Genomic DNA, 12,002 nt, shown 5'->3' with positions numbered 1-12,002 from the left:
AAAGGAACCACCATGCAGACAGAAACCACGCTCACCATCGCCCCGTCCCGGATCGGGAAAGTGCTCCGCCTCAGCGAAGCCTCGCACCTGGATACGATGGACCACGCCACGGTACTGCCGTGGAATGAGCCGATCGACAAGGGCATCGCGCCGAAGAACCTGGACCACTTGTGGATCGCCGGCACGCCCTTCGCCGGGGCATTGACCGAGGCCAACCGGCTCGAACTGGCCTGGCTGGAAACAGCGCGCGACATCTCCATGTTCATCTGGCTGGAACAGACCCTGCCACCGTTGTACCTGGGCTACATCACCCGCCACCACGCACGCATAGCGCCTGAGCTGCAGGAATACCTGATGGTGTTCTCCAAGGAGGAAATCGTCCATACGCTGACCTTCAAGCGCTTTATGGCCAAGGCCGGCCTGCCGCTGTTCCAGCCGCCGCAGGGACTGTATTCGCTGCTCACCGACACGCTGCCGGCCATGGCGCCACCGGTGGGCGTGCTGTTCACCCTGCTGCTGGAATGGGTGGCGGAGATGGGCGCGATGCATACGACCCAGGGTCCGGACGTGGAGCCGATGACCCGCACCCTGTTCCGCGCACACCATCACGACGAAGCACGGCATATCGCCTTCGGTCGCTGGATCGCCGAATCCTACTTCGAAACCGCCAGCGCGGAGGAAGTCGACCAGGTGCGTGCGATGTCCCGGCAGATCTTCCCGCGGCTGGTCGACATGTACACCTACAATCCGGAGATCGCGCTGCACACCTCGTTCGAGTTCCCCGTCCAGCCGGACGATCCCGAGGCGATCGAAACGGTGTGGCGATCAGCGGCCAACACCCGCCTGAACGACGAACGATTCCACGTGATCAATACATGGGTGGACAAGCTGGGTCTGCGCGCATGACCCTGCAGCGCTGGGACGCCATTTTCGTCGGCGCCGGCATCACCAGCCTGGCCTGTGCGGCCATGCTGGTGAAGCGTGATCCGTCCGCCCGCCTGCTGCTGATCGACAAACACATCGTGCCGGGCGGCTATGCCACGACGTTCGTGCGACCACGGGTGGATGCCACGTTCGACTGCAGCCTGCACAAGCTGAGCGGGATGAATGAACAGGGCAACCTGCTGCGCATGCTGCGCAGCCTGGGCCTGGAGGCCGCATTGGGACTGGTGCGGAGCCCGGACTATTTCTGTGCATGGCGCGCTGGCGAAGCGCTCGAGCTGCCCAACGACACTGCAGGCGTACAGGCGGTGTTGACCGCGAGATTCCCGCATGAGGCTGCAGGTATCGCCACGTTCTTCGAACATGTACAGACCTACGGTCGCAACAGCTACTACCAGTTCCAGATACAGGATGGCAGCTTCGAACCGGACATGGCGCAGCTTCGCCACGCCCATCGCCATCTCAAGGCCAAGACCGTCTATGAAGGACTGGGCGCACTGGTCAACGATCCTTACCTGATCGAACTGCTGGCCGCACCGGGTATCTACGGCGGCGGCTACCCCGAGGACCTGGGGTACCTGTATTTCCTGCACGTGGTCTACGGCACGTTATGCCGTGGCAACGCGTATGTCACAGGATCGGCCCAGCACCTGTCCAACCTGCTGGCGCAGCAGATCACCGACGCTGGCGGCCATCTGCTGCTCGGCACGCCGGTCGAGCAGGTTCTTACCGATGGCGGTGAACGGGTCACCGGGGTGCGCACGCGCCGCGGTGATTTCCATGCAGGCCAGGTGTACATCAACACCAGTCCGCACTATGCCGTGGGTGCCCTGTTCGGCGAGGAGGTTGCGCTGGCCGAAACGACCAGCAAGCTGGCGGCGCTGAGGCCTGCACGCTCCACTACCACGGTGTATCTCGTCACCGACGCCGCCCCGTCCGAACTCGGGCTTGCGCATACCGAGTCGATGATGTTCGCCGACGACCCGGCAGCCGCGTCGATCGCGCGCAGAACAGCCGGGTTGCCGGACGCTGGAGAAGCCGCCAGCGAGCACGCGTTCTGGGAATGCTCGCCGATGGATGTCACCAATTACCAGGCACTGGATCCTCAGGGGGGCAACGTGTTGTGCCTGAACGTGCTCGACTCGGTCGCCCACTGGCCGCGGCGAAGGACGCCGCCCTATCGGGAGAAGAAAGCCCGCGCTGCGGCGGTGCTGGTTGAACGGTTGATGCAACAGGCGCCTGGCCTGCGCGGGCGCGTGCTGCATACCGAAGTGGCAACACCGCACACCTACACCCGCTTCACCAACAACACCGACGGTTCGGGCTACGGGGCGATGGTCGGCACCAGCCTGAAAGGCCACACCTTCCACTACGGATTTCCCGTGCGGGGCGTGCACTTCCTCAGCTCGTGGGTCGCCGGGCCGAGTTACGAAGCGGCATTCGGCTATGCAGAAATGAAAGCTGCGGAATGGCCGTTGCGGGACGCCAGCACATGACCGCTGCAGTTGCCGCGACGTGCCACGCACCCTTACACACCGTTGACCGGGAGACCGACATGCAGAGACTCACTTCATCCACCTGCGCCTGGGTGCTGGTTACCGGCGGCAGCCGCGGCATCGGCAAAGGCCTGGTGAGAGCGCTCGCCACCGAAGGCTATACCGTGGCCTTCACCTACCAGTCCTCCACCGAAGCGGCCGGACTGCTTGAACAGGAGGTCGCCGCTGCGGGCGGGCACGCGCACGGCATCCAGTGCGATGGCCGCGACGCTGCCGCGGTGGAGCAGGCCTGCGAACGGCTCATCGAACGCTTCGGCGAGCCGTATGGCCTGATCAACAACATGGGTATCACGGGCGACCAGTTGATGTTCAACCTGGACGTCGAACGCTATCGCGACGTGGTGGCCACCAACCTGGATTCGGCGATCTATTTCAGCCGGTTCATGTCGTCGGCGATGGTGTCGGCGCGCCGGGGCCGGATCATCCAGATGTCCTCGGTGACCGGCCTGAGAGGCAACAAGGGCCAGGTCGGCTATGCCGCCACCAAGGCGGCGATGATCGGCATCACGCGGACCCTTGCAGTAGAACTGGCGCGCTTCAGGATCACCGTCAACGCCATCGCCCCGGGCTTCATCGCCACGGAGATGGTCGAGCAGATCGATCCTGCCATCCGCAGGTCGATCACCGCCGACATCCCGCTCAAACGCCTGGGTGAGGTCACCGAAGTCGCTGCATTGGCCAACTTCCTGCTGTCGTCCAGCGCCGGCTACCTGACCGGCCAGACCTTCGTGATCGACGGTGGCCTGACCGCTTGAGCTTCATCCCCCTCAACTGCAGGAGGTTTTCCATGACCTATGTCGTTACCGAGAGCTGCATCCAGTGCCGGCACACCCTTTGCGTGGACATCTGTCCGACCGACGCCTTCCACGTGGGCCCCAACTTCATCGCCATCAACCCGCAGGAATGCGTGGACTGTGGCCTCTGCGTCCCGGAATGCCCGGAAGATGCCATCCTCGCCGACAACGCGCTGGATGCAGGCAACCAGCACTTCCTGGCCCTGAATGCCCGGCTGGCGCAGCGCTGGCCGGTGTTGCTGGAGCGCATGCAACCGCTGCCGGACCACGCGCTGTGGAGCGGACGCAGTGACCGCCTGGCGCTGCTTGAAGACACCGAGGCCCGTGCATGAGGCAGGCCCGGTGATGCCCTCTTCCGGCGCGCCGCTGCTGGTTACCGCCGCAGCACTGACCGCACTGGCCGCGCTGCTGCACCTGGTGGTGATCCTGCAGGGCCCACCTGGCTACCAGTGGTGTGGTGCGGGCGACCGTATCGTCGCGGCAGCCCGCAGCGGCAGCCGCGTTCCGGCGGCGCTGACCAGCATGATCTGCGTCGTGCTGCTGGCGTGGGCGGCGTATGCGCTGTCCGGGGCGGGGCTGATCGGTCCCCTGCCCCTGTTGCGGCCGGTGCTGGTTGGCATTGCCAGCGTCTTCCTGCTGCGCGCGCTGCTGGGCCCTTTCGTGCTGGTTGGCAACGGGCGCAGCGCGCGCTTCGTCTGGGTCAGCTCGGCCATCTGCCTGCTGTACGGACTGCTGTACCTGGTCGGGCTGGTACAGCGATGGGACGCGCTGCCCGGTTGATCCGGCCAACCAGCCGGAACGGCACATCCCATCCCGTCCCTTCCATGCGACCCTTGCCACGACCGTGTTCGCCTGGAATGGAGGGATTCTCATGTTGCATCGTCTGCGGCGCCCTGCCGCTTTGCTTCTGCTTGCGCTTGCATTGCCTGCTGCGGCCACCCCGCCCGCACCACTGAAGGTGATGTCCTTCAACGTACGCACGCCCGCCGATACCGCGCCGCAGAAACGCTGGCCGGATCGCCGTGAGGCGCTGGTGACTACCATCCGCACTGCGCACCCGGACGTGATGGGTACGCAGGAACTGGTCAAGGAGCAGGCCGATTATCTTGCCGCGCAGTTGCCGGACTACGAATGGTTCGGCGAAGGGCGGCGTGGCGGTGATGGTGATGAGCACATGGGCGTGTTCTACGACAGCAAGGCGCTGGCGCTGGAGCAGTCCGGCAACTTCTGGCTGTCCGATACGCCGGATGTGCCAGGCAGCATCAGCTGGGGCAACCTGTTCCCGCGCATGGTCACCTGGGGCTTGTTCCGTCGTGTGACGGACGGGCGGCGCTTCTACCTGTTCAACACCCACCTGCCCTACCGCGAAGAAGACGAGCCGCAGCGCGTCCGCGGTGCACAGGCGATCGTGGCGCACCTGAAGACGCTGTCGCCGGATATCCCGGTAGTGGTGACCGGGGACTTCAACAGCGAACCCGGTGGGCCGACCTACGCGGCCTTCACCACCGCGTTGCAGGATGCACGCACGCAGGTGGCTGCGCCGCATGGACCGAAGAAGACCTTCCATGATTTCACCGGCAAGGCGACCACCGAACTGGACTGGGTACTGGTGCGCGGCTTCAAGGCGCGCAGCTTCGCCACCCTTGACGGGCGGGTGGACGGCATCCTGCCGTCCGATCATTTCCCGTTGCTGGTGGAGCTGGAGTGGGATGCGCGGTAACACAACGGCGTGACGGCCAGCGGCCGTCACTACCGGGGGGTGGCCTGGGCTGGGTAGCGCCGAGCCATGCTCGGCGAGCGCAGCGGCAAGAGCAGGAGCGTGACGACCAACGGTCGTCACCCACCTACCGCCAACGGTCGTCAGCCACCTACGCCAGCGGCCGTCACTACCGATGCTGCGTCAGTTGGCCAGCGCGACGGTTGGCTGGGCGGCCTGGCCCCAGCCGCCGAGTGCCTTGTACACACCGACCACGCTGACGTTGACCTCCGCTTCGGCGGCGGCCAGTGCATCGTCGGCCGACAGCTGCGTGCGCTGCGCATCGAGCAGGGTCAGGAAGTCTTCGGACCCTTCGCGATAGCGGATCTGCGCCAGTGTTTCCGCACGCCGTGCGGCCTGCGCCTGCTCAGCGACGATCGCCAGCCGGGCCTGCTGCTTGGCGTAGCGGGTCAGCGCGTTCTCCGTGTCTTCCAGCGCCAGCAGCACGGCCTGTTCGTACTGCGCCGCCACGCCATCGGCTTCGGCCTTGCTGGCCTTCAGGCGCGCGCGCACGGTGCCGAAATCAAACGCGGCCCAGCTCAACGACGGGGTCAGCGACCACGCTTTGTTGTTGCCGTTTACCAGCCCGCTGGCATCACCCCCGAGGAAGCCGACGAAGCCGCTCAGCGACAACCGCGGGAACAGATCCGCGGTGGCAACGCCGACCCGTGCGGTGGCTGCGGCAAGCCGCCGTTCGGCCACGCGTACGTCCGCTCGCTGGCGCAGCAGTTCACGGGTGTCGCCCAGCGGCAATGCCTTGGCGAAGGCCGGTACATCGCGCGGGGCGAGCAGGCCGTCCAACGCATCCGGACGCAGGCCCAGCAGCACCGCCAGGCGATGCCGCGACTGGGTCTGGGCCACTTCCAGCAGCGGGATGTCCGCTTCGATGGCCTTCAACCGGGCACGGCTGCTCTGCACGTCCAGCTCGCTGCCCGCGCCCAGGTCCCAGCGGGTTTCGGTCAGCTTCTGGGTGTCACGCAGGTTGCCCAGGGTCTGTTCGGCGACTGCGATGCGCTTCTGCGTGCCGCGCAGCTCGAAGTAGTTGCGGGCCACTTCGGCGGCGACCAGTACCTGGGCATCGGCGAGGTTGGCCCACTCCGCATCCAGGTCCGCGCGTGCGGCCTCGGCGGCACGACGCTGGCGACCGAACAGATCCAGCTCCCAACCGGCGTCGAAGCCGAGCTGGTAGGTCTCGCTGAACACCCGGTCACCACTGGCCAACGCATCAGGCTGCTTGCGGCGGTCGTACGAACCGCCTGCGGTGACGTGCGGGGCCTGGTCCAGGCGGCTTTCAACGAACACCGCACGCGCCTGCTGCACGCGCGATACCGAGACACGCAGGTCCAGGTTGTCGGCCAGCGCGCGGTGCACCAGTTCCTCCAGCACCGGATCATCGAACTGTGCCCACCAGGTCGCCACCGGCGACTCGGTGCTGTACACCGGCGCCGCCGATCCCTGCAGGGTCACCGGTGCTTCCACCGGCGCCTTGTAGTTGGGTCCGACGGTCACGCAGCCGGCCAGCAGCACGCTGGCCAGGGCAACCACCAGGGTTTTGATCACCACGGCAGCACCTCACCCAGGTAGGTGAAGCTGCCGTTCGGGCCATCGGCATCCAGCAGCGCCATCTGCACGCTGGACTGCGCACCCACGGACACTTCCACTTCGCCCTCGCCACCGTTCATGTCGGTCTTCACGTAGCCCGGATGCACGGTGTTGACCTTGTGCGCGGTGTCGCGCAGTTCGTAGGCCAGCTGTGCGGTCCAGGCATTGACCGCGCTCTTGGACACGTTGTAGGCCGGCACCTTGAAGTCATAGATTGGCGAACCCGGCTGGCTGTGCAGGGTGACCGAACCGAGCAGGCTGGACACGTTGACGATGCGGGCAGCGGCCGACTCGCGCAGTAGCGGGAGGAACGCCTGGGTCACCGCCACCAGCGCGAACACGTTGGTGTCGAAGGTGCGCCGCCAGGCTTCCAGCGACTGCTGCGACGGCGCCTTGCTGATGTCATCAAGCAGGATGCCGGCGTTGTTGACCAGGATGTCCAGGTGGCCATGGCGCGTGCGGACCTGCTCGACGGCAGCGGCGATGCTGGCTTCGTCGGTGACGTCCAGCTCGATGGCTTCCACCGGCAGCCCTTCGGCCTGCAGCTTCAGGGCGACTTCCACGGCGGTGTCGCGCTTGCGACCGGCCAGCAGGGTGTGCACGCCGGCCTGCGCCAACTGGCGCACGGTCTCGGTGCCGATGCCACGGGTGGCGCCGGTGACCAGCGCAATCTTGTTGGTATTCGCGTTCATTGTGGGGTTCCAGGTTGGGTCAGGGGGTAGCGCCGGGCCATGCTCGGCAGCTACCGGGGGAGGAACAGGTCAGTGATGCAGCGTGGATTCGCCGTGGGTCACCAGTTGGCCACCGCCATTGCGGGTGACGAACTTGCGCAGGGCCACGTAGAACACCGGGGTCAGGAACAGGCCGAACAACGTTACGCCCAGCATGCCGGCGAACACCGTGATGCCGGTGACCGAACGGACCTCGGCGCCTGCGCCATGCGACAGCACCAGCGGCACGGTGCCAGCGATGAAGGCGATGGAGGTCATCACGATCGGGCGCAGACGCAGGCGGCAGGCTTCCAGCGCCGCTTCGACGATGCCCTTGCCGCCCATTTCGAGCTCCCGGGCGAACTCGACGATCAGGATCGCGTTCTTGCACGCCAGGCCCATCAGCACCACCAGGCCGACCTGCACGAACACGTTGTTGTCACCGCCGGTCAGCCACACGCCGAACAGGGCCGACAGCAGGGTCATCGGGACGATCAGGATCACCGCCAGCGGCAGCGACCAGCTTTCATACAGCGCGGCCAGCACCAGGAAGGCCAGCATCACCGCCACCGGGAAAACGATCAGCGCGGCATTGCCCTGGGTGGCCTGCTGGTAGCTCAGGTCGGTCCATTCGGTGACCATGCCCGGCGGCAGCACCTGGGCGGCGATCTCGGTCAGCTTGGCCATGCCTTCGGTGGAGGACAGCAGGCGCGGATCGGTTTCACCGGCCAGGTCGGCGGCCGGGTAGCCATTGAAGCGCAGCACCGGGTCCGGGCCGAAGGTCTGCTTGACGGTGACCATCGAACCGATCGGCACCATTTCGCCACGGTCGTTGCGGGTACGCAGGCGGCCGATGTCTTCCACGCTGTCGCGGAACTGGCCATCGGCCTGGGCGATCACCTGCCAGGTGCGGCCGAACTGGTTGAAGTCGTTGACATAGGACGAACCGAGGTAGGTCTGCAGCGTGTCGAACAGTTCGGTCAGCTGCACGCCCTGGGCCTTGGCCTTGACGCGGTCCACTTCGGCATCCAGCTGCGGCACGTTGGCCTGGTAGCTGGTGATCGGGAAGGCCATGCCCGGGGTCTGCGAGACAGCACCCTGCATGGTCTGCACAGCCGTCTGCAACGCACCGTAGCCCAGGTTGCCGCGGTCTTCGATGAACATCTGGTAGCCGTTGCCGTTGCCCAGGCCGAGGATCGGCGGCGGCATCATCGAGAACGCAAAGCCCTCCTGCAGCGCGGCGATCTTCTGGTTGATCTCCGCGTTGATCTGCGCTGCGGTGCGGCCATTGCGCTCGCTGAAGGGCTTCAGCGGTACGAAGGCCACGCCGGTGTTGGGCGTGTTGGTGAACTGCAGTGCATTGAGGCCGGGGAAGGAAATGGTGTGCGCCACGCCATCGGTTTCCATGGCGATCTGCGCGACCTTCTTCAGCATCGCGTCGGTCCGGGCGATGGAAGAGCCTTCCGGCAGCTTCACGCCGGCGATCAGGTACAGCTTGTCCTGGGTGGGGATGAAGCCCGGCGGGACCAGCTTGAACATCACACCGGTGCCGACCAGCAGCAGGGCGTACACCACGAACACCGCGCCACGCTTGCCGAGGATGTTCGACACGCTGCGCTCGTACTTCTCCGAGCTGGACTTGAAGAAGCGGTTGAACGGACGGAAGATCCAGCCGAACAGACGGTCGATGATGCGCGTCGGCGCATCCTTGGCGGCGTCATGCGGCTTGAGCAGGCGCGCGGCCAGGGCCGGCGACAGGGTCAGCGAGTTGATCGCCGAGATCACCGTGGAAATGGCGATGGTGACCGCGAACTGCTTGTAGAACTGGCCGGTGACACCGGACAGGAAGGCCATCGGCACGAACACCGCGCACAGCACCAGCGCGATGGCGACGATCGGGCCGGACACTTCCTTCATCGCCTGGTGGGCGGCCGCGGTGGGTGACAGGCCTTCTTCGATGTTGCGCTCGACGTTCTCCACCACCACGATCGCATCATCGACCACGATGCCGATCGCCAGCACCAGGCCGAACAGGCTCAGCGTGTTGATCGAGAAGCCCAGCAGGTACAGCGCGGCAAAGGTACCCACGATGGACACCGGCACGGCGATCAGCGGAATGATCGAGGCACGCCAGGTCTGCAGGAACAGGATAACCACCAGCACCACCAGTGCGATGGCTTCCAGCAGGGTGGACACCACGGCCTTGATCGAGTCGCGCACGAAGATGGTGGTGTCATACACCGCTTCGTACTTGACGTCGGCCGGGAAGGTCTTCTGCATCTCGTCCATGGTGTTCATGACGGCGTCGCGGATTTCCAGCGCGTTGGCGCCCGGCGCCTGGAAGATGCCGATACCCACCGCGTTCTTGCCATCCAGCTGCGAGCGCAGGGTGTAGTCACCGGCGCCCAGTTCCAGCCGCGCAACGTCGGACAGACGCACCACTTCACCGTCAACGCCGCTCTTGAGCACGATGTCGTTGAATTCCTGCTCGCTCTTGAGCCGGCCCTGCGCATTGATCAGGGTCAGGAACTGGCTGTTGGGCATCGGTTCGGCACCCAGCTGGCCGGCCGAGACCTGCACGTTCTGCTCGCGCATCGCCCCGACCACGTCGCTGGCGGTCAGGCCGCGCGCGGCGATCTTGTCCGGGTCCAGCCAGGCACGCATGGCGTAATCACCGCCACCGAAGATCTGTGCATCACCCACGCCCTGGATGCGCGACAGCGCGTCCTTGACGTGCAGGCGGGCGTAGTTGCGCAGGTACAGCGTGTCGTACTTGCCGTTCGGCGAGGTCAGGTGCACCACCATCAGGAAGGTCGGCGACTGCTTCTGGGTGGTAACGCCCTGCCGCCGCACGTCTTCGGGAAGACGGGCCTGGGCCTGCGCCACGCGGTTCTGCACCTTCACCGCCGCCGCGTCCGGGTCGGTGCCCGGGCGGAAGGTGATGGTCATCTGCAGCACGCCATCGGAGCCGGCGACGGACTTCATGTACATCATGTCCTCCACGCCGTTGATCGCTTCTTCCAGCGGCGTGGCCACCGTTTCGGCGATCACTTTCGGGTTGGCGCCCGGGTACACGGTGCGCACCACCACCGAAGGCGGGACGACGTCGGGGTATTCACCGGTCGGCAGCAGCGGGATGCTGATCAGGCCGGCGGCGAAGATGATGATCGACAACACCGCCGCGAAGATCGGCCTGTCGATGAAAAAGCGGGAGAAATCCATGGGAATGTCCTTGGGTTTGGCCGGCGCGGGGGTGCAGCCACCCTGCCCCTGCCGTGCTGGCAGGGGATCGGGGTTCGCGGTGACGCTGGCCGGATGGATCAGTTCAGTGCGGCGGTTTCACTACCAACCCGTGCCGGTGCGGGTGCCGGAACGGGGGCTTTTGCAGGGGCTGCGGCAGGCGCGGTGCCCGACTGCATGGCCACCGGTTTGGCCTGTACCGGCATGCCCGGCATGAAGACCTTCTGCACGCCGTCGACGATCACCTTGTCGCCGGCCGCCAGTCCGTTCTCCACGATGCGCAGGCCTTCGGCACTGCGACCCAGCGCGATGTCGCGACGCTGCGCCTTGCCGTCCTTGTCGACCACGTAGACGTACTTGCGGTCCTGGTCGGTCAACACCGCGCGGTCATCGATCAGCATGGCCTGGAACTGGCCGCTGCCAAGCAGCTGCACGCGGGCGAACAGGCCCGGGGTGAACTGGCGGTCGGCATTGTCCAGCAGCGCGCGGACGCGGATGGTGCCGGTGCTGCGGGTCACCTGGTTGTCCAGGAAGTCGACCTTGCCTTCGTGCGGGAAGCCCTGCTCGCCGCTCAGGCCGATGCGCACCGGCAGCGATTCGTCGCGCTCGCTGGGGCGTTCGCCCTTGCGCGCCATCTGCGCATAGCGCAGGAAGGTTGCTTCGTCGGCGTCGAAATACACGTGCACCTTGTCCAGCGACACCAGCGTGGTCAGCACGCTGGCCGCATCGCCGGCGCTGACCAGGTTGCCGGCGGTGACCATCGCACGGCCCGCGCGGCCGTTGATCGGCGCGCGCACTTTGGTGAACTCCAGGTTCAGTGCGGCCGCATCCAGGGCCGCCTGCGCCGCCTGCAGCTGGGCGCCAGCCTGTTCGGACGCCGCACGGCGCTGTTCCCAGGTTTCGGTGGAGATGGCCTGCTGTTCGGACAGGCGCTTGGCGCGCTCGGATTCGCCGCGGGCCAGCGTGGACTGGGTGCGGGCGCGGGCGACTTCGGCGCGGGCGCGGTCGTACTCGGCCTGGTAGCTGCGGGCATCGATGGTGAACAGCACATCGCCCTTCTTCACTTCCTGGCCTTCGATGTAGTTGACCTTGTCGATATAGCCGGAGACGCGTGGACGCAGGTCGACATTCTCGACCGCTTCGACGCGCCCACTGAACTCATCCCACTGGCTGACCTGCTTGACCAGCACCGGCGCGGCGCTGACTTCCGGGGCAGGCGGTGCGCCGGCTTCTTCGGCATGGCCGCCACTGCAGGCAGCAAGGATGGCCAGGGCCAACGCCGAAACCGTGGCGAAGGCCACGCGGCGGGTGGTGCGGTGGAGGGGCATCATGGTGTTCATGGCATGTATCCGTAGGGGGTGGTGATACGGGTGTTCTGTCGTTCGTGGTGCCGGTCGGGCCG

The 12,002-nt window shown here is 66.0% G+C and carries 10 protein-coding genes; 6 read left to right on the top strand and 4 right to left on the bottom strand.

Annotated features, from left to right (window positions below):
- Nucleotides 1–12 precede the first annotated feature (12 nt).
- The 6 genes from CXG43_RS01730 to CXG43_RS01705 all read left to right on the top strand — a co-directional run bounded on the left by CXG43_RS01730 (nucleotide 13) and on the right by CXG43_RS01705 (nucleotide 5,012).
- A complete protein-coding gene (locus CXG43_RS01730; RefSeq protein ID WP_101098426.1) occupies nucleotides 13–906 on the top strand; it encodes a diiron oxygenase in 894 nt (297 codons plus the stop codon).
- On the top strand, nucleotides 903–2,438 hold the full coding sequence (locus tag CXG43_RS01725) for an NAD(P)-binding protein (protein ID WP_101098425.1): 1,536 nt from the start codon (nucleotides 903–905) through the stop codon (nucleotides 2,436–2,438). The genes CXG43_RS01730 and CXG43_RS01725 overlap by 4 nt, the downstream gene beginning before the upstream one ends.
- A 59-nt stretch (nucleotides 2,439–2,497) precedes the next feature.
- Nucleotides 2,498–3,253 (top strand): 3-oxoacyl-ACP reductase FabG, encoded by a 756-nt coding sequence (gene fabG, locus CXG43_RS01720; RefSeq protein WP_101098424.1) that lies wholly within the window; start codon nucleotides 2,498–2,500, stop codon nucleotides 3,251–3,253.
- Between the two features lie 32 nt (nucleotides 3,254–3,285).
- Complete coding sequence (locus tag CXG43_RS01715) at nucleotides 3,286–3,624, top strand: ferredoxin family protein (protein WP_101098423.1); 339 nt, start codon at nucleotides 3,286–3,288, stop codon at nucleotides 3,622–3,624.
- Between the two features lie 10 nt (nucleotides 3,625–3,634).
- On the top strand, nucleotides 3,635–4,072 hold the full coding sequence (locus CXG43_RS01710; protein ID WP_198551451.1) for a hypothetical protein: 438 nt from the start codon (nucleotides 3,635–3,637) through the stop codon (nucleotides 4,070–4,072).
- Nucleotides 4,073–4,163: 91 nt separating this feature from the next.
- Nucleotides 4,164–5,012 carry an endonuclease/exonuclease/phosphatase family protein gene (locus CXG43_RS01705; RefSeq protein ID WP_101098421.1) on the top strand — a complete coding sequence of 283 codons (849 nt, stop codon included), beginning with the start codon at nucleotides 4,164–4,166 and terminating at the stop codon, nucleotides 5,010–5,012.
- Between the two features lie 180 nt (nucleotides 5,013–5,192).
- Here the strand turns inward: CXG43_RS01705 and CXG43_RS01700 are convergent, their stop codons facing one another.
- The 4 genes from CXG43_RS01700 to CXG43_RS01685 form a co-directional block, all read right to left on the bottom strand.
- Nucleotides 5,193–6,611: an efflux transporter outer membrane subunit gene (locus CXG43_RS01700; RefSeq protein WP_101098420.1), complete on the bottom strand. Its 1,419-nt coding sequence runs from the start codon at nucleotides 6,609–6,611 to the stop codon at nucleotides 5,193–5,195.
- Complete coding sequence (locus tag CXG43_RS01695) at nucleotides 6,605–7,342, bottom strand: SDR family oxidoreductase (RefSeq protein WP_101098419.1); 738 nt, start codon at nucleotides 7,340–7,342, stop codon at nucleotides 6,605–6,607. The genes CXG43_RS01700 and CXG43_RS01695 overlap by 7 nt, the downstream gene beginning before the upstream one ends.
- A gap of 69 nt (nucleotides 7,343–7,411) precedes the next feature.
- On the bottom strand, nucleotides 7,412–10,582 hold the full coding sequence (locus CXG43_RS01690) for a multidrug efflux RND transporter permease subunit (protein ID WP_101098418.1): 3,171 nt from the start codon (nucleotides 10,580–10,582) through the stop codon (nucleotides 7,412–7,414).
- Nucleotides 10,583–10,680: 98 nt separating this feature from the next.
- Nucleotides 10,681–11,928 (bottom strand): efflux RND transporter periplasmic adaptor subunit, encoded by a 1,248-nt coding sequence (locus CXG43_RS01685; RefSeq protein WP_157825026.1) that lies wholly within the window; start codon nucleotides 11,926–11,928, stop codon nucleotides 10,681–10,683.
- Nucleotides 11,929–12,002: the final 74 nt, after the last annotated feature.

It is taken from the genome of Stenotrophomonas sp. Bg11-02 (assembly GCF_002836635.1).
GTDB classification, from domain to species: domain Bacteria; phylum Pseudomonadota; class Gammaproteobacteria; order Xanthomonadales; family Xanthomonadaceae; genus Stenotrophomonas; species Stenotrophomonas lacuserhaii.
This window is presented reverse-complemented; position numbering and strand designations above follow the sequence as displayed.

What these genes read in the sequence shown, in the direction of transcription:
- CXG43_RS01690 (WP_101098418.1), bottom strand. Translation starts at nt 10,582, where the DNA reads ATGGATTTCTCCCGCTTTTTCATCGACAGGCCGATCTTCGCGGCGGTG.
- CXG43_RS01705 (WP_101098421.1), top strand. Translation starts at nt 4,164, where the DNA reads ATGTTGCATCGTCTGCGGCGCCCTGCCGCTTTGCTTCTGCTTGCGCTT.
- CXG43_RS01725 (WP_101098425.1), top strand. Translation starts at nt 903, where the DNA reads ATGACCCTGCAGCGCTGGGACGCCATTTTCGTCGGCGCCGGCATCACC.
- CXG43_RS01715 (WP_101098423.1), top strand. Translation starts at nt 3,286, where the DNA reads ATGACCTATGTCGTTACCGAGAGCTGCATCCAGTGCCGGCACACCCTT.
- CXG43_RS01695 (WP_101098419.1), bottom strand. Translation starts at nt 7,342, where the DNA reads ATGAACGCGAATACCAACAAGATTGCGCTGGTCACCGGCGCCACCCGT.
- fabG (WP_101098424.1), top strand. Translation starts at nt 2,498, where the DNA reads ATGCAGAGACTCACTTCATCCACCTGCGCCTGGGTGCTGGTTACCGGC.
- CXG43_RS01730 (WP_101098426.1), top strand. Translation starts at nt 13, where the DNA reads ATGCAGACAGAAACCACGCTCACCATCGCCCCGTCCCGGATCGGGAAA.
- CXG43_RS01685 (WP_157825026.1), bottom strand. Translation starts at nt 11,928, where the DNA reads ATGCCCCTCCACCGCACCACCCGCCGCGTGGCCTTCGCCACGGTTTCG.